The organism is Rhizobium sp. WYJ-E13, from assembly GCF_018987265.1.
GTDB lineage: Bacteria > Pseudomonadota > Alphaproteobacteria > Rhizobiales > Rhizobiaceae > Rhizobium.
In genome coordinates, this window is sequence record NZ_CP076855.1 from 111,569 (window position 1) to 135,630 (window position 24,062).

Annotated in this window: 23 protein-coding genes; 6 read left to right on the forward strand and 17 right to left on the reverse strand. The window is 56.3% G+C overall.

Annotation, left to right across the window (positions count from 1 at the left end; all coding sequences use genetic code 11):
• Positions 1–600: 600 nt before the first annotated feature.
• The 4 genes from KQ933_RS31920 to KQ933_RS31935 form a co-directional block, all read right to left on the reverse strand.
• Positions 601–735, reverse strand: a complete 135-nt coding sequence (locus KQ933_RS31920) for a DUF2474 domain-containing protein (RefSeq protein WP_216761238.1) — start codon at positions 733–735, stop codon at positions 601–603.
• Positions 735–1,745 (reverse strand): cytochrome d ubiquinol oxidase subunit II, encoded by a 1,011-nt coding sequence (cydB, locus tag KQ933_RS31925; protein ID WP_216761239.1) that lies wholly within the window; start codon positions 1,743–1,745, stop codon positions 735–737. The genes KQ933_RS31920 and cydB overlap by 1 nt, the downstream gene beginning before the upstream one ends.
• A 12-nt stretch (positions 1,746–1,757) precedes the next feature.
• On the reverse strand, positions 1,758–3,185 hold the full coding sequence (locus KQ933_RS31930) for a cytochrome ubiquinol oxidase subunit I (protein ID WP_216761240.1): 1,428 nt from the start codon (positions 3,183–3,185) through the stop codon (positions 1,758–1,760).
• A 375-nt stretch (positions 3,186–3,560) separates the two neighbouring features.
• On the reverse strand, positions 3,561–4,217 hold the full coding sequence (locus tag KQ933_RS31935) for a hypothetical protein (RefSeq protein ID WP_216761241.1): 657 nt from the start codon (positions 4,215–4,217) through the stop codon (positions 3,561–3,563).
• A gap of 310 nt (positions 4,218–4,527) precedes the next feature.
• On the opposite strand from KQ933_RS31935, the gene KQ933_RS31940 reads away from it, so the two are divergent.
• A complete protein-coding gene (locus tag KQ933_RS31940) occupies positions 4,528–5,976 on the forward strand; it encodes a threonine/serine exporter ThrE family protein (RefSeq protein ID WP_216761242.1) in 1,449 nt (482 codons plus the stop codon).
• Complete coding sequence (gene fumC / locus KQ933_RS31945) at positions 5,966–7,426, forward strand: class II fumarate hydratase (RefSeq protein WP_216761243.1); 1,461 nt, start codon at positions 5,966–5,968, stop codon at positions 7,424–7,426. The genes KQ933_RS31940 and fumC overlap by 11 nt, the downstream gene beginning before the upstream one ends.
• A 338-nt stretch (positions 7,427–7,764) precedes the next feature.
• Here fumC and KQ933_RS31950 read toward each other — a convergent pair whose 3' ends face one another.
• Entirely contained in the window at positions 7,765–8,352 is a 588-nt protein-coding gene (locus KQ933_RS31950) for a response regulator transcription factor (RefSeq protein ID WP_216761244.1), read from the reverse strand.
• Positions 8,353–8,968: 616 nt separating this feature from the next.
• Here KQ933_RS31950 and KQ933_RS31955 point away from each other — a divergent pair.
• The 4 genes from KQ933_RS31955 (at position 8,969) to KQ933_RS31970 (ending at position 13,772) form a co-directional block, all read left to right on the forward strand.
• Positions 8,969–9,352, forward strand: coding sequence for a hypothetical protein (locus KQ933_RS31955; protein WP_216761245.1), 384 nt, complete (start codon positions 8,969–8,971; stop codon positions 9,350–9,352).
• Positions 9,353–10,599: 1,247 nt separating this feature from the next.
• Positions 10,600–11,412 carry an SDR family NAD(P)-dependent oxidoreductase gene (locus KQ933_RS31960; protein WP_216761246.1) on the forward strand — a complete coding sequence of 271 codons (813 nt, stop codon included), beginning with the start codon at positions 10,600–10,602 and terminating at the stop codon, positions 11,410–11,412.
• Between the two features lie 29 nt (positions 11,413–11,441).
• Positions 11,442–12,650 carry an FAD-dependent monooxygenase gene (locus KQ933_RS31965; protein ID WP_216761247.1) on the forward strand — a complete coding sequence of 403 codons (1,209 nt, stop codon included), beginning with the start codon at positions 11,442–11,444 and terminating at the stop codon, positions 12,648–12,650.
• A 90-nt stretch (positions 12,651–12,740) separates the two neighbouring features.
• Entirely contained in the window at positions 12,741–13,772 is a 1,032-nt protein-coding gene (locus KQ933_RS31970) for a glutathione S-transferase family protein (protein ID WP_216761248.1), read from the forward strand.
• Here KQ933_RS31970 and KQ933_RS31975 read toward each other — a convergent pair.
• The 12 genes from KQ933_RS31975 to KQ933_RS32030 all read right to left on the reverse strand — a co-directional run bounded on the left by KQ933_RS31975 (position 13,769) and on the right by KQ933_RS32030 (position 24,023).
• A complete protein-coding gene (locus KQ933_RS31975) occupies positions 13,769–14,197 on the reverse strand; it encodes a hypothetical protein (RefSeq protein WP_216761249.1) in 429 nt (142 codons plus the stop codon). The two genes, KQ933_RS31970 and KQ933_RS31975, sit on opposite strands and share 4 nt — an antisense overlap.
• A gap of 224 nt (positions 14,198–14,421) precedes the next feature.
• Complete coding sequence (locus KQ933_RS31980) at positions 14,422–15,303, reverse strand: VOC family protein (protein WP_216761250.1); 882 nt, start codon at positions 15,301–15,303, stop codon at positions 14,422–14,424.
• A 74-nt stretch (positions 15,304–15,377) separates the two neighbouring features.
• Entirely contained in the window at positions 15,378–16,076 is a 699-nt protein-coding gene (locus KQ933_RS31985) for an ABC transporter ATP-binding protein (RefSeq protein ID WP_216761251.1), read from the reverse strand.
• The gene (locus tag KQ933_RS31990; protein ID WP_216761252.1) at positions 16,069–16,848 is read right to left on the reverse strand and encodes an ABC transporter ATP-binding protein; all 780 of its coding nucleotides are present in this window, start codon (positions 16,846–16,848) and stop codon (positions 16,069–16,071) included. The genes KQ933_RS31985 and KQ933_RS31990 overlap by 8 nt, the downstream gene beginning before the upstream one ends.
• Positions 16,845–17,867 carry a branched-chain amino acid ABC transporter permease gene (locus tag KQ933_RS31995; RefSeq protein WP_253958494.1) on the reverse strand — a complete coding sequence of 341 codons (1,023 nt, stop codon included), beginning with the start codon at positions 17,865–17,867 and terminating at the stop codon, positions 16,845–16,847. Before KQ933_RS31995 ends, KQ933_RS31990 begins: the two co-directional genes overlap by 4 nt.
• Entirely contained in the window at positions 17,864–18,742 is an 879-nt protein-coding gene (locus KQ933_RS32000; RefSeq protein ID WP_216761253.1) for a branched-chain amino acid ABC transporter permease, read from the reverse strand. Before KQ933_RS32000 ends, KQ933_RS31995 begins: the two co-directional genes overlap by 4 nt.
• A gap of 52 nt (positions 18,743–18,794) precedes the next feature.
• Positions 18,795–19,970 carry an ABC transporter substrate-binding protein gene (locus tag KQ933_RS32005; RefSeq protein ID WP_216761254.1) on the reverse strand — a complete coding sequence of 392 codons (1,176 nt, stop codon included), beginning with the start codon at positions 19,968–19,970 and terminating at the stop codon, positions 18,795–18,797.
• A gap of 80 nt (positions 19,971–20,050) precedes the next feature.
• A complete protein-coding gene (locus KQ933_RS32010; protein ID WP_216761255.1) occupies positions 20,051–20,731 on the reverse strand; it encodes a DUF1330 domain-containing protein in 681 nt (226 codons plus the stop codon).
• Between the two features lie 55 nt (positions 20,732–20,786).
• Positions 20,787–21,515 (reverse strand): GntR family transcriptional regulator, encoded by a 729-nt coding sequence (locus KQ933_RS32015; protein ID WP_216761256.1) that lies wholly within the window; start codon positions 21,513–21,515, stop codon positions 20,787–20,789.
• A gap of 27 nt (positions 21,516–21,542) precedes the next feature.
• Entirely contained in the window at positions 21,543–22,571 is a 1,029-nt protein-coding gene (locus KQ933_RS32020; RefSeq protein WP_216761257.1) for a zinc-binding dehydrogenase, read from the reverse strand.
• A gap of 19 nt (positions 22,572–22,590) precedes the next feature.
• On the reverse strand, positions 22,591–23,541 hold the full coding sequence (locus KQ933_RS32025) for a fumarylacetoacetate hydrolase family protein (RefSeq protein WP_216761258.1): 951 nt from the start codon (positions 23,539–23,541) through the stop codon (positions 22,591–22,593).
• A complete protein-coding gene (locus KQ933_RS32030) occupies positions 23,541–24,023 on the reverse strand; it encodes an SRPBCC family protein (protein WP_216761259.1) in 483 nt (160 codons plus the stop codon). Before KQ933_RS32030 ends, KQ933_RS32025 begins: the two co-directional genes overlap by 1 nt.
• Positions 24,024–24,062: the final 39 nt, after the last annotated feature.

Below are 24,062 nucleotides of genomic sequence, written 5' to 3' on the forward strand. Positions count from 1 at the left end.
TAACAGCCGCAGGTACCAGTGACCCGAGCTCGGTGACAAGTCACTTCGATCAACAAGACCATCCGGCCGATAGCCTAAGCAATCGGATGTTGTCAGCTCCCACTTTAATCGACGTCGCGTGTGCCTTCTGGGCTCTCGGCATAATTTTGGCTTTCGGTTGCGGCTATACTCTTGTTATCTCTGGGCTATTGCCACGCCTATGGTACGGACTTCTGCGTTATCTTGAGAATTGAAGACAAACCCGTGCTCTCCTGTTAGTAAGCCCGCTTCGGTGAGTTTGGTGCCAGTTGGGCAAGCTGATTGCACCAGCCCGCGTTAGGAGTTCGTCCTCTTGTCCGATGGGCGCAGCGCTTCTTCAGTTCCGAAGGCCCAACAGAGAGCCCGTCGTTTAACCCCGGTCGTGTCGGAGATATCGGAGTGGAAGCGCGGCCTCGTCCCCTTCTTCTAAAAGACTCCACGGGCTAGCTTCCAGCACTTCTTCGACGTCAAATACAGGCTGTCGTACCATCTTTGATTATCGCCTGCTGCTACCTCGGTGCATGTCTATTGCGACATCGCTCTGGAGCAGAAAGGCTAACCCAGATTTTATGCTGAGCTGGCTTAAGCCATCAGGCCCGCCCACAACATTAGAAGACGGAAGGCCGAGGCGACGACGGCTAATGCAAGTACCGACATGCACCAGATGAATAGCATCCAGCCAAAGCGTTTGATGGCAAGGGATAGGCGTGTGACCATCAATGATACCCCTCGCCGGAAACCGGCTTTCCCCTGAAGACATAATAGGACCACGACGTGTATGCGAGGATGACGGGAATGATGAATAGCGTGCCGACCAGGGCAAACCCCATGCTCTGCGGCGGCGATGCGGCTTGCCAGAGGGATAGCGAGGGCTGCACAACATTCGGCCACATGCTGATTGCCAGTCCTGTATAACCGACAAAAATCAAAAGTAGCGACAGCAGGAAGGGAGCGAGTTGCGACTTCGTCCGCCTCAACGCTAAGAGTTGCAGCCAGACAACCGCGACGACCAGCAGAGGCACTGGCGCAAAGATAAAGAGGTTGGGGAGGCTAAACCACCGTATTGCAACCGTCGAATGTACCAACGGCGTCCATATGCTGACGATCGCGATGATAATAAACAAAGCGACCGACATCATGCGGGCAAAGGAACGCATACGGTACTGAAGGTCGTCCGTGGTCTTCAGGATCAGCCACGTGGAGCCAAGAAGAGCATAGGTGAAGAGAAGAGCGAAACCCGTAAAGAGACTAAAGGGGGTGATGCAGTCGACAGCGGTGCCGACGAACGTGGTACCTTGCAGATCAAATCCGTTGATAAAGGAGCCGAGGATAACACCTTGGGAGTAGGTCGCTACGTAAGACCCCCATGCAAACGCCTTGTCCCAGAACGGTTTTCGGGTCTCATCCGCCTTGAAGCGAAATTCAAATGATACACCCCTCCAAATTAGCCCGACCAACATAGACGCCAGCGGCAAATACAGTGCGCTGAGCAGCAGCCCGTAGGCGACGGGAAAGGCCGCAAATAATGCTGCCCCACCCAGCACCAGCCACGTCTCATTGCCATCCCAGACAGGCGCGACGGTGCTGACCATGATATCTTTGTGACGGCGATCTGCGATGAAGGGAAAGAGGATGCCGATACCTAGGTCGAAGCCATCCATGACAACATACATCATCACGCCGAACGCAATAATGATCCCCCAAATCAGGGGTAGATCAATGCCCATGTGAGATCTCCTTCAAGCTTGATGTTCATGGGGACGGTCAACGTCATCAGGCGTCGCCGATAGCGGCCGCGAAGCACGGCGAACTTGTCCGGAGGTCGGAGGCAACTGCGATATTCCGTACTTGTCCGGTCCATTTGCTACGATCTTCAGCATGAAGCGAATGCCGGCACCGAAGACCAAAAAATAAACGACGATAAACGTGAGCAGCGTCGCACTTAAGGCGAGTGATGAATGGTTTGTCACCGCGTCTTTCGTCCTCAGGACCCCATAGACGACCCAGGGCTGTCGCCCGATCTCGGTGGTGAACCAGCCTGCGAGGACTGCCAGCAATCCGCTTGGCCCCATGCAGAGCGCGAAGAAAAGAAATATCTTCGTGTTGTATAATTTTCCTCGCCAGCGCTGGACTGCGCCCCAAACGCCCAACACAAGCATGGCGATGCCGAGCCCCACCATGATACGAAACGTAAAGAAAATGATAGTGGAATTTGGCCTGTCTTCCGGGGAGAAATCTTTCAATCCAGGAATCTTGCCATGGAGCGAATGGGTAAGAATAAGACTGCCGAGATAAGGTATCTCGATTGCGTATTTAGTTTGCTCCGTTGCCATATCGGGAATTCCAAAGGCGATAAGCGGCAGGCTTTGGGCGTTCGGATCATTTTGCCAATGTCCCTCAATCGCAGCGATTTTGGCGGGCTGGTGTTCCAGCGTGTTAAGGCCGTGCGCATCTCCCACAATCATCTGTAGCGGCGCCACGAGAAGCAACATCCACAGGGCCATCGAAAACATTTTGCGGATCGCAGGCGTGGAGTGACCGCGCAGCAGATGCCAGGCGGCCGACGCGCCGACGAAAAGTGCGGTCGAGAGATAGGCCGCAAGCGTCATGTGCGCGAGGCGGAATGGGAATGACGGGTTGAAGATGACCGCCAGCCAATCGGTAGGAACCACCCGGCCATCGACAATAGAAAAGCCTTGCGGCGTCTGCATCCAGCTGTTCGACGCCAGGATCCACGTCGTCGATATCAAAGTTCCGGTCGCGACCATAGTCGTAGCGAACATATGGAGCGCTGGACCAACCTTATTCCATCCGAAAAGCATGACCCCGAGAAAGCCCGCTTCAAGGAAGAACGCGGTCAGAACCTCATAAAGAAGAAGAGGCCCTGTGATGCCTCCCGCAAACTGCGAGAAGCCACTCCAGTTGGTGCCGAATTCATAGGCCATGACCAGTCCCGAGACCACGCCCATTCCGAAGTTCAGGGCGAAGACTTTCGACCAGAAATGGTAGAGGGTCTGGTAGACCGAATCACGTTTCAATAACCACATGCCTTCGAGTACGGCCAAAAAGCTCGCCAGACCTATCGTGATGGCGGGGAAGATGATGTGGAAGGATATGGTGAAGGCGAACTGGAAGCGCGCAAGCTCGAGTGCACTGAAGCCGAACATAGAGATTGTCCTTCACGTGGATGGGTGATCAGGTCGGCATGGCAGCCGCGCTTGGGGTCATCGGAACCTTGGCTGCTGGATTATTCCGTAGCAATCCTACGCAAGTATAGGGAGTATGACCCTAATGCGTGATCGATGCGGCCGAGGCGGGGCGTCGGAGCCCCTATGCCGCTGCTCGGCATCCTATTCACTGCTGTCCGGCCGCTATCGGGCGTGCACCTACGCAAGGCAGGCCCCACCATCTTGGGCATTTCGAGCCGGAACCATCGAACACCTTATAGCTCTTCGACCGAAACCGGCTGGACCGTTTTCGGTAACAAGTCGCAGGTTTCAAATCAAATGATGACAGGCTATGGCGGTGTCATCGCCGATCAATCACTGTCCGACCGAGTGAAGCTTGCTCGCCAGAAAACTTTTCACATCGGGCGCACGGGACATTCGAGCGTCGAGATCTTCCATCAGCCAGATCGACCGTTTTGAATGCGCGATAATGTGCGCCAAAGATTCTCGAGCACGATCGACATCGGGTTGTGAGCGATTAAGCCATCGTAGGCCCGCATGGGCATGTATCTCAGCAGCCGACAACGGTTGCCGGATCTGGTAAACGACCGCAGTGTCAAGGTCCCGCCCGGGCCTATATCGGGCCACGACCTGGCAGGGTTTTTTGCCCGCTTGAGCGCCGGGCATGATGATCGATGTGCTGACGGGCGGCTGCAGGCGCCGTGGAGTGCTGACGAGCCAGGTCGTTGTTGCGATCGCCAGCATGATTACCGCAAACTCCCCAATCGCAGCACCATCGGAACTGGGTGCGGCTCCCAACAGGAATGATGTAGCACAGAGCCCCCCGCTGATCAGCCCGACGCAGAGGATGCCCGCCTTGGTTAGAAATCGAGCGCAGTAGACGACCACGGGCACGTAGAGGACATTAAGCACGACATCAAATGACCCGGCCAGCTCAAGCGTGAAAATCACGAGAAGGACAAAAAGGACGAGACCATAGATGAGGTACTGCGAGCGTTCAGCGATTTGCATTTTCCATCTCCTCTTCCTGTCGATGTTGGGGTCAGCGCGTGCCATCGATCAATTCTTCTCGATCACCGCCCTCTCTGTGACGATCGAAAATCTACTAGTATGTATCTGTCAAAAATCGCCCCCTGGATTCCAAAAACGCATGGCTTCCTTTGACCGGGGAGTGTGATTCTGGAGAAAGCGAAGGCAATACCATCTCTGCGCGCGCTACTTGTTGGGTAAGGCTGGCGGAAACCGTCGCAAGCCCTCGACGTAATCCTGACCCCGTTCCCGCCATCTTTGGCTCTTCCCAAGATTCGAGTTCAATCTTTGCGTGGGCCCAACCTATACCCAAGCGTTATTGAAAGAATGGCCGATCAAAGTAGATTTTCGGCGTATGCTGCCTGGGAAGGCGGGCAGAGATGATCCCTTCATCAACATATTGGCTTCAGATATGGGCGACAATGGCATGGCCGGCATTTCTGACGCCATTCACGAGCAGTCGTCGTCAGCAAATATGACTGCAGCTCAAGCGGCACATTTGATTGCCCGGCTCGGCCGGCTTCTTCTTCTCAGTGGGGCCGACACGGCTCACACCGTCATGAGTGTCACTAATATTGCCCGTAGGGTCGGACATAACGCCCGGGTGCTTGTTACGCCGCAGGCAATGCTTGTGATGGTGGGCGCCCATGACCGGTACCTCACAAAAGTTGGCCAGAAGGTAGGCGCACCAGGCGTCGACATGGGACGCCTGTTCGCGCTTGAGCGGGTCATCGATGAAGTTGAAATTGACACACTCGATGCGGCCGCGATCGACCGCCGGATCGACGCTGTTGAAACCAGCGGCGGGGATTATCCGCTCGTCGTGGTCACTTTTGGCCTAGCGACCACGACCGGATGCCTTTCAATCCTGTTCGGATCGTCCGCGCCTGTAGCTGCCGCGGCATTCGTGGCGGGGATGGTCAGCGCTTGGTTGCGCAAGCGGCTGCTGGCTTTCGTCGCGAGCCCATTCGTCGTCACTTTTACCGTCGCGGTCATCAGTGGTCTGATAGCAGTAATATCATTGCGACTAACGAGCACCCAATCCCCGATACTCGCTCTGACCGCCGCAGGGATGATCCTCGTTCCGGGCGTGCCCCTTATCAACGCGATCCGCGAAATCGCTTCTGGCCACGCCGACAATGGCATCGCGCGGCTGGCTAACGCTACGGGCTTGATCCTGCTGATCGCTTTCGCACTCTACATTGTCGGGATAATCACTGGCGCTGAGCTGCCTGTCGATAATGGACCGGGCGCCCTGCCTGTTGGTGTTGATGCGTTCTTCGCGGGTCTTGCCGCGGCGGGTTTCGCTCTTCTGTTCAACGTCCCACCGCGAGCGATTATCTTCTGTATCGTAGCCGGGGCGGTCGGCCACGGACTGAGAACGGCGTTACAACAGCTGGACGTTCCCCTCCCCCTGTCATCCTTTGTCGGCGCACTCATGGCTGCAGTCGTTGCACTGCTGGCCGGCAGGTTTCATCGGGTCCCACCGGTGGTGTTTGCCTTTCCGGGCGTGGTCGCGATGATTCCGGGATCCTATGGCTTCCGGGCAGGGATTGCCGGACTGCAGGTCATGGAGCTGGGAAGCGCTGCTTCTGCGACGCTCGTTGCTACGACCCTCGGACTGGCTATTACCACGGCGGTCACGACGATTGCCATCGGTCTTGGCTTGGCGCTCCCGCTTTCAGGTTCCTGGAAGGCAACTTGGTTCAAAAATTCAAGAGGACGAGAGAATGACAGTTGATGGTCAACCTTACCCCACGCTTAAGAATGTGCCAGTCGGTCTTGACGACCGTGGAAATCGAACCGAATTCGACAGCATGGGCAAAGTTCAGGTTCCAGCAGATAAATATTGGGGTGCGCAGACGCAACGGTCGCTTTTGCACTTCTCGATCGGCAGCGACAGGATGCCCAAAGCAGTCTATCGCGCCTATGGCGTGGTGAAAAAAGCGGCGGCGATCGTCAATGGGCAGATGGATCGGCTCCCCCAATGGAAGGTTGATGCAATCGTCATGGCAGCGGATGAAGCCATCGAAGGCAAGCTGGATGACCATTTTCCGCTATTTGTATGGCAGACCGGTTCAGGAACTCAATCGAACATGAACGTTAACGAAGTGCTGTCAAATAGGGCGATTCAGCTCTTGGGGGGCGAACTTGGTTCGCAGCATCCGATCGGCCCCAATGACGACGTCAATATGGGCCAATCCTCCAACGATAGCTTTCCAACGGCCATGCATATTGCAGCTATCTCCATCATCGACGAGAGACTGGTGCCTGAGCTCGAAAAGCTGGCATCGACCATCGAAACCAAGGCCCGGGGATGGATGGACGTCGTCAAGGTTGGCCGGACGCATCTGGAAGACGCTACACCATTGTCTGTAGGGCAGGAATGGTCGGGCTGGGCAGCGCAGATCCGCGCGGTCGTCGCCGAGATAAAGCGCTCGCGCATAGGCCTTCTCGAACTTGCTCTTGGTGGAACTGCCGTCGGCACTGGCCTCAATGCACCGCAGGGGTTCTCAACGCAGGTGGCCGCCAAGATTGCCGACATCACCGGCAAAGACTTTGTCACCGCCCAAAATAAGTTCATGGCGCAAGGCACACTCGACGCGATGGTACGAGCCTCGGCGGCGTTGCGCGGTGCGGCCGTGGCTTTGATGAAGATTGCCAACGACATGCGTTGGCTTGCGTCTGGCCCGCGCTGCGGCCTCGGTGAACTCAATCTGCCTGCAAATGAGCCGGGCTCGTCGATCATGCCTGGAAAGGTCAACCCTACCCAATGCGAAGCTATCGTCATGATTGCCATACAGGTCATCGGCGATGACACGGCAACGGCATTCGCCGGTAGTCAAGGAAATTTCGAGCTGAACGCCATGCGTCCGATCATTATTAACAACTTCCTGCATTCTGCAACCGTCCTCTCCGACGGCTGTGAAAAGTTCAGGGTGTATTCGGTGGAAGGAACGGACATCAACCGGGAACGCATCCGCAGCTACCTTGATAATAATCTCATGCTCGTTACCGCGCTTTCTCCCATTATCGGCTATCAGAAAGCCGCACACATCGCCGAAGACGCAATGGCGACCGGATCCACTTTGAAGGCTGCAGCGCTTGCATCAGGCGCCGTCACGGAAGAGCAGTATGACGCGATCATCGTCCCGAAGAACATGATTGGGGAGGGTCTCGCGGGAGCCTGAACCGACCTTTACACCCCCACAAGATAGTTGAATGAACAGCAAAGCGTCGACATCGTCCGAAGTGTTGGCGCTTTCACCGTACGTTCCGTTGTGGTCGGCAGGGGAACGACCATTTCACGTCATGCTTCAGCAGCGATCTATGGCGCACACGATGACTTTGTTAACGAGAAACAGACGCATCACCACGCGCTTGTCGCTTTGTGTCGTTCGCGGACAGAAAGGCTTCGGGTGCCAAAGACTGGCCCGCGCGGAGCGGCGAGCAGTCGCGCATTGCAACTGGTTGTGCGCACAAATTGGTTCTTGGCGGCCGGACTATCTGCCAGCGGCGATTGTTGCCTCTACAGCCTCGCTATCGGTCCTTCAGGGCGGCTACCCATCAGCTCCGGCTCCTTCTTGATCATTTTCTGAAGGGTGCGCCGATGCATCGAGAGCAGTTTTGCCGTGCGCGCGATATTTGACCCGCACGCGAAGTAAACATCCCGTATATGCTGGCGTTTGAGGCGCTTTGGTGCGGGGAAGGACGACCAATGCGCACTGGCCAGATCATCATCAAACAGGAGTGCGAGGAGATATCGAAAATCGGTTGGTTTCGGCAGTATATCCGCAACACCTAATCTCGACAAAGCAACCGCGACGGGGACGTTGCAAAAGCGGCTGTGGACAATCGTGCGGCATCCATAATGGCGAGACGCGACTTCTCTAACGAATTCAAACGCATCTCCATCCGAGAATTTGAGTTCCATCACCATGAAAGAGATCTCTCGTTCCACCATTATGCCTCTTGCCACCTCCAGACTATCGGCCACCAAGCTCTCGTGGGCGCGCTGCGACAGAAGTCCAAGCAGTTGGGAGTCTGCCGCGAGCTCTGGATCAACCACGAGGACGGTCGGCCGTTTGAGGGAAGATCTTACGTTGTCAGAAGTCATTCATATCTCCTCGACGGCAAGATAGAAGATCTCCTCTTCCTTAGAACCTATACCTGAGGATGAGCCCGCCTATGGCGAATTCCACGTCCTCAAGCCAACCTTCTTTGATGACAACGCGCGTTGCCGGGATCCCGTGCGCAAGTAATGGACGTTGAAAGTTCATGAGCGGCAAAACCAAAGTATGACTGGTTCAGCGTATCTCCAGCAGTAGGATCTGTTCCTGGATATATTAGAGGCGAGGATATGGACGTTCGAAAGGCAAGGTGCAGATCGATGCGAGAAGCCAGTCATCTTATAATGACGGTTTTTGCCGTCGGCCTTTGCCTATTTCTATCGTCCGCCTTTCTTTCCCCTGACGGTGGCGTCCCTAGCGAGCCTCCGACATTGCGTATGATCGCCCGGACGGCCGTCGAGCTGCCGTTTCAAAATGGCTACTGAAATCCCTTGCGAAGACGCCCCGCCAGAAAGGAACAATATCGTGGCCCCAGCCAGTTACACAAAATACGTACTCGCCCTTCGGTCAACGATCATGGAACAACGCAGCGCCCCTCGGGCCAGCGCCAAGCTTCAAGTTGCATTGTGCCGAAATGGTTACGGGTATCGGCGGACAGAAGTCATGGGCAAGGCGTCGATGGTACAATGCTGGCGAGGTCCCCTCACCGCCGATCGTTGGGATTACGACGATGGTGGGCTCACACTTCTGGAGATGGAACGGTTCTTTTCGCTGCCGGAAATTCTCGCTTACTCGGAAGCGGCTCTCGAACGGCCACGCAATCCGATTTCGACGATTCATTGGGACGCAACGGTGGCATTAATCGAGATGTCATTTCGCGAAGGCGGGTGCGTGCGTCACCAGCGGATGATGTTTGCAGGCTTCGCGGATCCGCTCCACGCTGAATTCTCGATCGCCATGGATCGTGACATTATAGTGCGCGAACCTCAGACCGGCGACCAGTTCTTCGAATGGCGGACGCTGTCCCAGCAGACCCCGCAGAGCTGAGGAACTCTCAAGACGTCATCGTCATCCTGAAAGTGGCGTGTCGGGGCTGATTGTCGCTGCCGGTTGCGCGCAGCGAGTCGCCGTTCATATCCTGTTTCCGAGAAACCGACTTCACCCGACATGATAATAGACCTACGAGAGCGCGTTGGGGCGGCGCGCCCAATCGTGCTATGTCTCGTCCTGCGCAGAGCCTATTCGCTTTCGATTCCGTCCAGGGATGTCTGCAGATGCTGACCAGGCCAATCTGCGCGGATTCGCCCTGCGCATACAGCGGACTGAGGATACCTGCAAGCATGCATAGCAGAAGAAGGAGCATAAGAGCTCGCATGAAGTCGATCGTCGCTGTTTGCCCCGAATTCTGGATATACCGGCCCATCCGGGGATACTAATCCCGAAGGCTCTACTGGCCACGGGTAGTGGTGATGTTGAAGGCGGGCGCGAGGCCGGCTTTGCAGCATCCTTGCTCGATGCCCATGTGCGTGACGATCCTATTTATCGAGCAGCCGCTTTGCGAGTTATAGTCGCAGGCAACAATCATATACGATCGTGTGAGCGATCTCAGTTCATCGAGGTTGCCTGGCCACCATCTCGCCTAACTACATCACGATATCGCAGTGCGAATTTTCAACAAAGCGCCACTCGGGATGGCGCTCATTTTGCAGCGCAAGGATTTGCGCGAAGAGTGTGTCCCTGCCCAGTTTTATGCCGGCTACAGCGCCTGTCATAAAACCGTGACGCTAAACACTCCGATGTCGACTGGCAGCTTGGCGAACAAAAAGCCAGGGTTTAGCCGCAATGCTTGTTCGGTTTCCCGCGAGTGCCTCGGTCGAGGCTTGCTGTTCTCCGAGGTCGTCCGTAACGGGCCGACACTCGTCGAATGCGCGACGTTGATCAAGAGATCGCGCAGGGTGCTCAAGCGAAGTCAGCGTCGAGCGGCCTCGGCAGACCCGTAAGCAGGGCTTTGCCGATAAGAAGATCCTTTGGTCGAGATGATGCCGAGGTCTGTCATCATGGCAGCTCTGACAGGGTCAACCGCAGCATCTAGCGGCCAGATGACCGTGCGCTGTGCGGGCACCGTGCCATCGGGGACGCGCTTGCGAGGGCCACCCCTGTCGAGCGCGAGCTTCTTGAACCAACCGAACCTCCAGGCGGAGCCCACAATCTGCGCTCTGTGCATAAAAAAAGGTTGTTTGCATAAAAAGGCTATTCGTGTATATTTGTTGGTGCGCAAGGATGGAGGCTGCTAGATGTCTGACGTCGAACTTGATGGCATTGACTTCGAACGACTAGGGGCCACCCGCGGTTCTCGCCTCTTGATTGTCGGCGGTCACGGAGGAATCGGGCACGCGCTTGCCTTGCGAAGCATCGAGGCGGGCATGGAGGTCATCACTCTGGATATGGCGGAGGCCATCGAGCAGAACCCCCTTCCGGATATTGCAGTCTCCATCGCCCTCAACGTGCTTGACCCAAAACAAGTGGCAGACGCGGTTACCGAGGTGCGCAGCAAATGGGGCAAGACGGTCAACGGTCTGATCTATCTGAGCGGTGTCGGGGAGCGCCCGACCCCGGTTTCAGAGTTCGGCATCGAACAATGGGATCTTGCTCAAGACGTCAATCTTCGTGGCGCATTTGTCGTCTCAAAAGCCTTCCTTCCCTTGATGAGACCGGGCTCCGCATCAATGGTGTTCATCTCGTCCGGCCTTGCGGTAAATGTCGAGCCGGGCTTTGGTGCCTACAGTGCCTCTAAAGCGGGCCTTATTGCTTATGCCAAGGTTCTGGCAAAAGAACTTGCTCCAGGCATCCGCGTCAATGTTGTCGCACCTGGGCTTGTGCAGACCGCCTTCCTGGGTGGCGGGACAGGGCGTGCAGCCGCGGGTAAGGCCACGCTGGAACAGTGGTTCGGGGATGATGGCGCAAAGGCGATGCGCGCAGCGATACCTCTTGGCCGAGTCGCAGTGCCGGACGACATTGTTGCTCCTATCCTGTTCCTGCTCGGCTCGGGCGCGCGGTTCATCACAGGGCAGACCCTTCACGTAAACGGTGGGCGCTACCTTCCATAGTGAGAGCAAATACTGGTCAGGAGAAGAGCATGCAAAAAGAAAAAGTTGTCATCGTTGGCGCCGGACTGGGCGGCATTGCACTCGCCATCGCCTTGCGTCAGAAAGGTTTTCATGTCGACGTTTACGAACAGGCGCCAGCACTTGGTGAGATTGGCGCCGGCATTCAGGTCAGCCCGAACGCATGCCGGGTCCTGACCGCGCTCGGCGCGTTTGATGAGGTGAAGGCGTTGTCGGCGAGCCCGACGGAATATCGGTTCAGGTTGTTTGAAGACGGCGAAATATTGCAAAACATACCGCTCGGCGACAGCTTTCTGGAACGCCATGGTTTCCCCTATCTGACGATTCACCGCGCCGACCTGCACCGGGCTCTCACGAACAGGCTGACTGCCATTGCCCCTGGCGCGCTCCATCTCAATGCAAAGGCGACAGGCTTTACATCGAGCGCGCAGGCCGTGACCGTCGAGTTTGAAGGAGGGCATGTTGCCGTTGGGGATCTCGTCGTGGGCGCTGACGGGATTAAATCAGTCATAAGGCGGCAAATTCTCGGCCTGACTCCCGCCACCTACACAGGCGACCAGGCCTGGCGCGTCATGGTCGATGCCAATTTGCTCCCTGAAAAGTTCAGGCCAGACACCGTCGACATCTGGGTTGGGCCGGGCCGTCACGCCGTTATCTACCCGCTGCGCGGCGGTGAGATCATAAATTTTGTTGGCTTGGTAGAAGATGACAGTTGGGAAGACGAGTCCTGGGCAGCAAAGCGGCCGTGGGAAGACCTCAAGAAGGACTTCAGCGGATGGAGCGATGAAATCCAGGCGATCATCGACGTTGCAAATCGCGACGAGTGTTATCGCTGGGCACTCAACATCCGTCAACCGGTGCGAGGATGGTGTTCCCAACGCGCAGTCCTCTTGGGGGATTCTGCACATGCGACTCTGCCCTACATGGCCCAAGGTGCGGCAATGGCACTTGAAGACGCAATCGTCTTGGCTCGTGCGCTTGACGCAGGTGGCGATATTGCGGATCGTCTCCATGCTTTCGAAGCTGATCGCTTCGACCGCACATCAAGGGTCGTGCTGGAATCGACGGCTAACCGAACAATGTTTCACCTTCCAACTGCCGAACAGTTGCGCGAAGCATTCATGGGCCGCAATGTCGGCGCTGAAAGAAACGCCTGGCTGTATTCCTATGACGCAACCAACGCGCCGCGGGCCGCAGCGTCACCCGAACCTGCAGAATGAGATGCGGCGATGAGGCATCAACCTGTTTGAATGCGAGCTGACAGTCTCGCTTGGTTGCAGGAATGAATCCAGAAATTCTGGACGAGCCTAATGGAAAGTGTGTTTCGTCTAAAACCCAACCCACCTTCTCCAGCGTCCTCCCCTTTTGCTGGCGCGAGCCTGATGCCCGTAGTGCGCTTGAGCAGGATGAGTTGGGCTCGCATCGCTGTGCTTGTGATCGGCATCATGTTCGATCGGGGTGGGTGCGAAGAATGGACGGAGGCGTCGTTAAAGACGTTCCCTTTCGACAGCCGCAAGGGTCCGCAAGCACCTCCCAGTGTAACGGATGCAGAGCGACGGAGCATTTTGGCAGGGAAAAGTTGCGGCGCCTTTCCTTGCTCGTGGACTGCGCAGTTCATTGGAGGTGACATGATCGACCTGTATGGCTCCGGGAGCCCAAACGTAGCGCGCATTTTCATCGCGCTGGAAGAATTGGGCCTCCCCTACCAGGCCCATGCTGTCGATGTCTTCGCCGGCCAACAGTTCGAGGCTTGGTTCGGAGATCTCAATCCCAATCGGAAAGTGCCAGTTATCGTCGATCATGACGGTGCATGCGGGGACTGCACCATTTTCGAATCCGCCGCAATCCTTCTTTATCTTGCCGAGAAGACTGGCGCCCTCCTCCCTTCCCACCCGTCTGCTCGCTACGAGGTCATACAGTGGATGATGGTTCAAGTTACGACCGTCGGACCTATGATGGGTCAGCTCGTTCACTTCACGCGATATGCGCCCGATGGAATTTCCAGCTATTCGCGGGATCGCTATCATGTTCAGGTAGCCCGCGTGTTCGATGTGATCGACAGGAAGCTGACTGGTAGCGAATTTCTTGCAGGGGACATGTTTACGATTGCCGACGTAGCGCTTTTTCCTTGGACGGTTAGGCTGTCGACCTACCTCGGGGACGAACAGGAAGAGAGGCTCGTGAACCTTGCGAGGTGGCGGCACAATGTATCGTTGCGGCCAGCGGTCGGGCGTGCCTTGAGGGCTCAGGATATCCTTCGTCAGCAATCGACGAAACCGGAAGACGCCGATCCCGGCACGCTCGACCGGCTATTCGGGCGTGACGGAGCGAGGAGGACTTAGCGATCGTCCCGTTGCAAGTTTGCAACAATGCTGGTGCAACCCGCGACGTTGCCAATAAGCTTGCTCTCGACGATGATCGATCGCCTATCTGAGGTGAGCTCGACGTAGCAGACGTGCCGATGCTCTTTCAGCTTCACCCCCATGGTCTCCGAAAGAACGGCAGTTCCATCGGCTTTGTCAACGATACGCTTGTTGCTGACACCGACATATTGCTCCACCTCGCTCATTGGCCAGTAGGACACGGTGAACCCGTTCTCAATCGTTGTCCGTCGGGGAAGACCAAAGGCACTTACGGCTCTATCCCGCGGCTCGCCTTCCAAGGATTTGGCAGCGCGCAGTACTGCCTCTTCGTGAGGAGACACGCAGCCTGACAGGATGGCAAGCGTGCTCGCAAGCATTACTCTTGCTGCAGTATTCGGTATCATTGTCGCTCATTATCGCTTCCAGGTAAAATCAACGCTTGGCCGACTGTCGCCTCGCTCTGGTCCAACACCGAATGGCGAGCAATAGCCCGCCACTCGGGTTCCAGCAGTCAGTTAGACCAATGGGCAGAGGCCTGCACCACCACGAATGCCGCACCATTTGCGGCGGTTCGACGTCGACGAAAGCAAGCCAGGTTTGAGGACGTCGACCTTAAACCTGGCTGGTCTCAGTCACGAAAACGATCCGGTGTCGGAATCCCCCACTGGTTCGACGCCGCAATGCCTGGCTCCCACGTCTTTGGACGTTGCGGCTTATCCTTGTGCCACGGCCGCGGCTCGAAATAGCCGAGTTCCTCATTCATCATCTGGTCGAGTTCGGCGTAAAGTTCCATGATCTGACCGTCTGGTGTCAGGTGATAAATGAAAATGTTATGTCCAATGCCGTGCCGTCCCGGTCCCCAGATAAGCGGATAGCCAAGGTCGCTCAGAATGTCGCAAGCCTCTTTGATGTGATCCCAGCCTCGAGTTTCGAAAGCAACGTGATGCATCTTGCGACGCTGTCCGCGCAACAGGTTTATTGTGTGATGATCCGTCCCGCAACGTAGGAAGGCGAAGAAGTCTCCCATCCAGTCAGACACTTTGAAATCAAGCACGTCGACGAAGAACTTCGTAGCCAACTGCGGATCCAGCACATTGAAAGCAATATGGCCGAGGCGATTGGGGATGATCCCGCCGGTCTGCGCGGCGTCGCTGCCCCTGGCGGCAGCGTGAGTGATTTCGATTTGGATATCCTCTGGCCCGTCAACAAGCACCAGATCGGCAGTCCCCGGCGCCGAGTAAGACTTCCGGCCAGCTCTCAGTCCCTTAGCGGTCAGCTCCTTCAAAACGTCGCCAAGGTCGGTCTCGTCGGAGACATTGAGGGAAAGGGCTTTGCAAGCCGCTTCGCCTCGCCGCAAAATTACGGAATGACGGTCCTGCGGGCAAGCCAGGAAAACTGCCCCGTCCGCCCGATCCACCACTTTGATGCCCATCACGTTTTCATAGTATTCGATCGAGCGCTCGATGTCCGGCGTATCGAAAACGACGTGTCCGATGCTTGTGACTTTCATATTATTCTCCCTGTTGACGGCGCGCGCAAGGCTACCTTCCAGGCCAGTCAATGCGTCGCGATTAAGATTTGAAGTCAATGAACATTCAGGCCGATCAGCTCACCGATCTTGGCGTCGTTGCCAACTAAAGCGTGACTTTTGCCTTCGTTGACGATCTTCCCTCGCTCGACGACTACGTAACGATCGGATAGCTCGAGACCGATGTCCGCCCTCTGCTCTACCAGAATGGTCGAGAGCGAACCTGACGTTGTTAGCTCCCTTACAGCTGCCACGAGTTGTTCGACAACAACAGGCGCCAGGCCTTCGGATGGCTCATCCATCAAAAGCAATTTCGGATTGCCGGCCAAAGCGCGCGCTATCGATAACATCTGTTGCTCGCCTCCTGATAGTTGGCTCGCGTAGTTGGCGGAGCGCCTGCCAAGTGATGGGAATAGCTCCAGCAGACGCGTTTCGGTCCAGAAGCCTGGTCGCGTTGCCACCTTCAGGTTCTCACGCACCGTCAAGCTTGGAAAGACCTCTCGTGTCTGCGGCACATAACCTATTCCGAGGTGAGCGCGCCGCTGCGTCTGCCAGGTCGAAATATCCGTCCCACTGAAAATTACCGCGCCCGAATGGCGTCGGCATCGACCGGTAACGAGCTCTAGCAAAGTCGTCTTGCCGACACCGTTGCGACCGAGAATGGCCACGGTCTCCTTCTCTTCAACGGAAATCGACAAATCGTCGATGACAGTGGTCTCGCCCCAACCTCCCTTCAGGCCGATGATCTCAAGCATGCTGAAGTTCTCCAAAGCGCTGCTGGCCAGAGCGGCCGAGATAAACAGTCCTCACCCGTTCAGAGGACATAACGTTCTCAGGTGGACCATTTTCGATAACCTCCCCCTCTGCCATAACAGTCACAGAACGGGCGAAGCGTTTGACGATCTGCATGTCGTGCTCGATCATTAGAACCGCAATTGCGTCATCGAGTTTGTCAATCGCGTTCAGCAGGATCGGGACTTCAGCTCCCGGAATGCCGGCCGCCGGCTCATCAAGCAGCAATACCTTTGGTTCGAGTACCAGCGCGATGGCGATTTCCACCAAGCGCTGGCGACCATAGGCAATCTCGTTGATATGGCGCGCGGCGTCGGAAGACAGGCCAAGCATGTCGAGCACGCGCCAGACCTCGTCTATCGCATCTCTGTGTCGGCCAATCGAGGTCAAAAGGTGCCGGCTGATTGCCCTGTGTTCGCTGATGGCGAGAAACACGTTTTGAAATACCGTCAACTCGCGAAACAGTGAGTTGACCTGAAAAGTTCGGCCGAGCCCTCTTTTAACGCGCGATGCGGGTCCAAGCCCGGTGACATCACTACCGAGAAGAAAGATAGAACCCGAACTTGGCGCGATTGTCCCTGAAAGTAGGCCTATTAGGGTTGTCTTTCCGGCTCCGTTCGGCCCGATCAACGCATGACGTGCGCCGATTGGCAACGCGAGCGTGACATCCCTTGTGACACGCAGGCCCCCGTAGTTCTTGCAGAGGTTCTTTGCCTCGAGTGCCAATTTGCTCACGTCGCTTGCCTCCGTGATACCATCCGTTGCGTCCCGGGAAGAGAGATCAGAAACGCCTTGGGCAGGATGCGCTGCCCAAGTCCGATTAGACCGTTCCTGCCGAACAGCACTACCAAGATGAGGAATAGCCCGATGGCCGCCATCCAATTATAGGGATCCCAGTTCGCCGCAAAGTCCTTGAGAACCATGTACACTGCCGCGCCAAGCGGGCCGCCATAGATACTCCCGACGCCTCCAAGAACCAGCATGATGATGCCGTTGATGGACAGTTCGATCGCGAGAACATCCAGTCCGACAAAGCCCGTAACTTGTGCCGACAGGCTGCCCGCGACACCGGCCATAAACGCGCTGATCGCGTAGACCTTAATCAGGTGGGCAGATACAGGAGCGCCGACCAGACGCATTCGAAGCGCGTTTTCCCGCACGCCTTGCAGCGCCAATCCAAAAGGCGAGCTCACCAGCGACCGGAAAATTGCAAACATCACGAACAGCCAGGCGAGACAGTAGAGATAGCTTGTTTGTCCGAAAACCGACCATGGGAACAGATTCAACACGGGTGCGAACTCGATGCCGCTGAGCCCGTTTTCGCCGCCGGTCAACCAGCCGAATTTATTGGCGGCTTCAAACAGGACAGCGCCGATCGCCAATGTCATCATCATCAGCGGCAAGCCACTTAGACGCAGGACGATCGGGCCCACGACCAAAGCGAGCGCTGCCGCAGCCGCACCGCCCGCAAACGTGGCCGTAATGGGCTCATGCCATCCCGCAAGGGCAATCCAGCCGGTGCTATAGGCTCCAATGCCAAAGAAGGCGGCATGCCCGAGGGTTACAATGCCCGCAAATCCAAGAATCAGTCCCAAAGACATCGCGTAAAGCGCCATAATCAGCACTTGGGCGCCGAAAGACAGATTGTCGGGGAAAACAAAAAACGCAACGCCTGGAAGAGCCCAGAAAACAATTTCCATAAGGCCAACACCGTTGCTGGCTGCCGGATTGTAAAACGATGATTGAGGGTTCATGCGCTTTTCCTCTTGAAGCCGCCTTCGATGCGGAGCAGCAAATAGACGATGAGGAACCCGTAGACGACGAAAGCGCCGTAGGTCGGGAAGAAGTAGCGACCCGCCGTATCCACAATCCCAACAAGAACCGAAACAATTGCGGCGCCCTTCATGTTGCCGAATCCTGACAACGCGACGACGATCATTATGATCGTTAGGTATTTGAACGGATAAAGGGGCTCGATCGGGAGCATCCCGTAGCCTACCGCCCCGCCGAACGCCGCAAGCCCGCTACCGAGAACGAAAGCTTTGGAATAAAGGCTTGCGACGTCAATTCCGATCGCCTGCGCCATAGGCCTGTTGTCCACAGCTGCGCGCAACCGGGCGCCAAAGCTGGTGTTCTCAAAGAGGAACCAAAGGCCTGCCACGACGACAGCGCCAATTGCGACAATAAACAGTCTGTAGACTTGCACGCTTCTGCCAAGAAGATCGATATTGGCTTCCAATGTCGGCGATAGTCGAGATGGCTGCACATTTGGCCCGAACAGGAAATTTAAACCGGCGACGGCAACAAACATCAGACCGATCGTCAAAAGGACTTGATCGAGCTCAGTCGCCTTGTAAATCCTTGTATATATGGCTTTTTCCATTCCAAGACTGATGATTGCGACGGCCGCTGTCGCAAATATGACGGCTGCGAAGAAGGGCACTGAGTGAGTGGTGACGAGATAGGTGCAGAAATATCCGCCGAGTGCCGCAAACGCGCCATGCGCCAAATTTACGACGCGCATCAGACCCATGGTTATCACGAGACCGATGGATATCAGGAAAATCACCATTCCATATGAAATTCCGTAGATGGCGATGAATGTTATTGATCGAGCAACATATTCCATGGTTGCCTCCCGCTTTTCGTGTTGGCCTTCGCGCTTATCGATGGCCCCGACCTTATTCGGGGTGAGCGTCGGCCCAGGGATTTCCGACCATCTCGTAGGTTTTGACGACGACGTTTTGCAGTTTGCCGTCGATTTCCTGAACCTGGCGGATATAGATGTTGTGGTTCATCTCGCGCGTCAGCGGATCTATGCGCTTTGGCCCGCTCGGACTTTTCCATTCATAGCCTTTTATGGCTGCCATCGCCCGGTCGGGATCGAAGTCACCCTTACCCTGCGCCTCTACCATTTTATAGATCAGCGTTACGGCGTCATAGGGCGACGCATTGTTGACACCGACACGATGATCCGCGCCGAATCTTTCTTTCATGACCTGCTTGAAGGCAGCGTTTTGCGGATTGTCTAGGGAGCCCGTATAAAAGATGGCTGAATAGACGCCAACGATGTTCGGGCCAAACAGATGGAGATCCGGATCGTCGGTTTCTGCCACGGCGATGACAGTCGCGCTCTTGTTTACACCTCTGGCCGCCAAGGCATTGAAGAATGAAACGGAAGGTGCCCCGTTTGGCAGGAAAGTGACTACCACATCCGGGTTCGCGTTGGCGATCCGCTCAGCAAACGCAGCGAAATCAACTGTGCTGAGGGGCATTCGATCCTCACCGACAATCTCGCCGCCTTTTTCCTTAAATCGCCGGGTAAAAGCCTCCTGCACTTCGTGACCAGGCGCATAGTCGGCGACCGCTATATAGGCGCGCTTCTTGCCGCTGTCGGCGGCGAAATCGGCCTGCGCGTAAGCTGGCTGCCAGATGTTCTGACCCGCCCGTACAAAATAGGGTGACATCCGCAGAATCTGTGGCGCCGAGGATACGCTCAAGACGGACGGGGTTTTCGTTTCATTGATGACCGGAGCCACCGCGGCGGCCTCAGGCGACAGGAAGAAGCCGGTCAATATCGACACCTTATCCTTGACGATCAACTGTTCGGCGAGGCTCTTTGCGAGCGCCGGATTGGAGCCGCCAATGTCCTTATAGACGAACGTGATGTCATCATTGCCGGCCTTCGTCCCATGTTGGGCGACATAGACATCTATCGATTCTCGCAGCTGCTGACCCGCAAGAGCATAGGGTCCGGAAAACTGGCCGATGACGCCGACCTTGATCTCGCCTGCTAGGGTTTGACACGCCCCAAGGACGATCGCGGCAGCGAATGCCGCTCGCTTCAATACTGACATCTATCTATCCTCCCTTAGATCTCGATAATCCGTAGGAGATATTATGCACAAAATGACCTTTCGTGCAAATAAAAACTTCATTAGGCTCTGTGCAGATGTTCGTATCCGGGCGCGACCACATCGACGATCAGCGCTCGGTTCGTAACGCCTGCGCGCCGGATTTCGATCGCCTGGCGATATTCCGGCGATGCAAACCAAGCAGCTGCCTGGGTTCGCGAACGAAATCCGATAATGCTGATCATGTTTGGCCCTTTGCCAATATCGGGACCTTCGATGATCGTGTTCAGGAAACTGACCGTTTGATAGCGGCCTCCGTATTTTGCCACGCTCGCAGCGGCGACCTTGCGATATTCCGGAACAAAATCCAGATTTCGCTCTTCCAAGCGCTCGAACACGACCCAAGCTGGCGGCTGGCATTGGTTGTCCATGCCGCTATCTTCATGTTCGTGAGCATAGGCTGGAGGCGTGACGTCAATGATCATGGCCCGGTTGGTAACGCCTCTTTCGCGGATCTTCCGCGCCAGCCGATATTCGTCGGATTCAAACCAGCGATGCGCTATCTCCCGCGAGGCAAATTCCTTAATCGCGATCATCCGGGGACCAGAGGCCGGGCCAGGGCCTTCAACCACCGGATTCTCAAAGCTGACGGTCAAGTACCTTCCTTGGTGGAGTGCAACGCTCGCAGCCGCAGCTTCCCGGTAGTCATCGACAAAATCGAGATTACGTTCCTCCAGTCTTTCAAAAATCACCCAGGCCTTCATCCGCGTCCCCTTCCAAAATAAGTACATTGCACCTGCAGGAGCGGATCATCGGCCCCTAGCGACCAGCCTTGGGCAATTGGATTTCAAGAACGTTTTGCGCGGTCAACTGTATATGCTCTTTAAGAAGGGCTGCAGCCAATTCGGCTTGCCGTCCGACAGCTGCCTCCATAAGCTGGCGATGCTCCGCAGCCGTATTGCGTGGCTTAGTACGGTTCATCAGCGAAAACCGACGATATCGCTCGGCATGATCGAAAAGACTTGAGCAGGCAGCCACGATACGCGAAGAAGACGCGGCCGAAACGAGCGCCATGTGGAAGTCCTTGTGTCGTTGCGTCCACTCGTCATTCATCTCGTTCTGGTTTTGGGCGACCTTGGCATCGACCCGCTCTAGCCGATGAAACGCGGCCACAACATGGCCCTCCCACTCGTCAGTTCCGTTGACCACTGATTGCGCGACGGCTGCAGGCTCGATCACCAGACGATAGCTCGTGATGTCGTTGAGATCGGAAGCCGACATATTGGCGGCGCGAAATCCACGGTGGTCGTCAGATGTAACAAGACCTTCTGCCACCAGTCGGTTTAATGCTTCGCGCAGGGGGCTGCTCGACAGTGAGTGTTCTCTTTGCAGCACCTCGATGCGCAACTTTTCCCCTGGAGCGATTTCACCCCGCAGGATCTTCTGGCGTATGGTCCGAAAGGCTATCTCGGAAAGGGGAACCGAACGGTCCGCAGTCTCGGCGTCCGATACAGCGACTTTCAAGTTTTTCTTATCCACAATGCCCATCCGATGTTTCTGTGCACAAAACGACTGCTATCGGTCATACTTGTTACGTTGCGTGACAGTCAACACTATCTTCCCAGTCACCTCTCCCGCCTCCAGCATGCGATGGGCCTCTGCACAGGCTTCCAAGGGCATTGTCGCATGAATGTCAGCGACGATGTGCCCTTGTGCGGCGGCTATCAGGCTTCGCTCCATATCGGAGGGCGTCTGGCCGGTAGAGCCGATCACTGCCAGCTGTTTCATGTAAAGACGGCTGACATCAAGGGGAACCGTGCCTCCTCCATGAGAGCCGGCCGTCACCAAACGTCCGCCTCTTGCCAAGCTCGCAAAGGCTCTCGGAAACAGACGGGCGTCGGAAACGTTTTCATAGACGACGTCGACGCCATGGCCCTGCGTGATGCGCATGACCTCGGCCTCTAGATCGTCTCTTTGGTAGTTTACGCCGTAGTCTGCTCCCAGGGATAGAGCGCGTGCAACTCTTTCGTCGCTGCCGGCACCGGCGATGACCGTGGCTCCGAGCATTTTTGCAACCTGAACTCCGACCCCCCCGAGCCCGCCGGACGCTCCCATCACGAGCACCCACTGCCCCCTCGTCAGGCGGGCTTTTTCGTCCAGGAGGTGAAACGCCATCGGCGCATGGCGCGACACAACAGTTGCTTGTGGAAACTCTAGCCCCGGGGGGATCAAGAACGTGGCCTCCTGCGGCACGGTGACAAATTCGGCGTAACCGCCCCAGCCCTGCACGCCCAGCAAGCGCGTGCCCTCGCCCTGCGTAGTTGGCTTCAAAAACGGCGAGGTGACCACCCGGTCTCCGATTCGCCGTCTGGTCACACCAGCACCCAGCGCGACGATTACGCCGGATGGATCTGCGCCCAACACATGCGGCAACTCAACGGGTCTCGCATATCGGCCCGCTCGCACCGCAAGATCAAGCGTTCGATTGACAGATACAGCATGGACGGCAATCGTCACCCAGCCGGCGCCCGGCTCTGGGGTCGGGACGGTCTCGAGCCTAAGCACCTCAGGACCGCCGAACTCGCGAATGACGATTGCACGCATGCCTCCCCCTTGATCCAGTTCATACCATCGTCGCGCGGAGCTCACCGAGCCCATCGATACGCGCAGACACGACATCTCCCGCCTTCAGGAACTCGCCGCGGCTCGTCCCTACGCCAGCAGGCGTTCCAGTCAATATGACGTCGCCTGGCCAAAGTGTTATCTGCTTGGAAAGATCCCTTATCTGTTCGGCCAGCGAGAAGATCATTTCAGCTGTTGTGGATTTCTGCTTGAGTTCGCCGTTCACCGATAGTTCGATGCCCAGATCCTGAGGGTTGCCGACTTCGCTCGCCGGAACGATAAACGGCCCAATGGGGCAGGAGCCATCGAAGTTCTTATGCGACATCCAGTCCATCTTGAATGGCGATCCATCAGCAACATCCTGACGCCGGCTCAAGTCGCGCGCAGAGAGGTCGATAGCGACCGCGTATCCAGCAACGTAGTCGAGGGCGTGCTCCAGATCCACGTTCTTGCACTTGCGGCCGATAATGGCAGCAAGCTCAACCTCCCAATCGATCTTCGAGGAGTTCGGCGGTAGCTCGACGGACGCATTGGGTCCGACCACCGCCCGCGAGCTCTTGAGAAAATGCCAAGAGCGATCCGACTTTGGGCGGATCTGCGTACCGTTCGCCTTCGCCATTTCGGCGGCATGATCTGCGTAATTGGCACCGGCACAGTAAATCGAACCAGGAGCAGTGATGGGCGCCATGAGTTCGGCACCATGTACGGGCGTGTGCCCGTTCGAAAGACGGGAACGAAGCGCATCTGAGAGGCGAACCACTGCATTGTCCCAGTCAGTCAGAATAGACATGACCGAAAGATCGCGTTGGTCGCCGGTCAAACCAGCAGCATCATAAACCTGGTTTCCCAACAGCAACCCGGCGCGCTCACCGCGATCTGCCTTATAGGTTACGATCCGGATGCCTTCAGCTTTTGCTTTCAATACATTCGTTGGGCTCTGCTGGTCAGCCATCACGCAGCTCCCTCTTGCGCAAAGATTTCTCCACTCTGAACGCGGCGACGAGTCTCGTCGATCGTTCCCTGAATGGCGACGATGTAGCTTGCTTTGACCTCTTCGCCCCGTTTCTTTTCCTCGGCCGAGCCCGCCGCGACGCCCGGAAAGGTAAGGGCGAACGTAAAGGTCAGCAAAAGTCCCTTTTCCGACTCGCTTATTACGTTAGTGATCCAGCCACCGTCGGCCGGATCGATGCGCTCAAAATAAACTTCGACGTCCGGCGTAAAGACAATCCTCTCGCGCATGACAGTACCGCGCAGCTTAATCTCTCTAATAAAACCTCCCTCGAAGCGCTCGATGATGCGGCAATCTTCCATGGCCGGAACGAAGGGAACGGCGTATTCGGCTTTGGACACCAAACCCTGCCACATGGCTTCACGAGAGATTTCGACAGTCGTTCCTGCGGGGTTGACCTCAAACGTTGCTGAAATCGCGAACATAACGCACTCCTTTTGTGCCTAAATACATTTTTTGTGCAT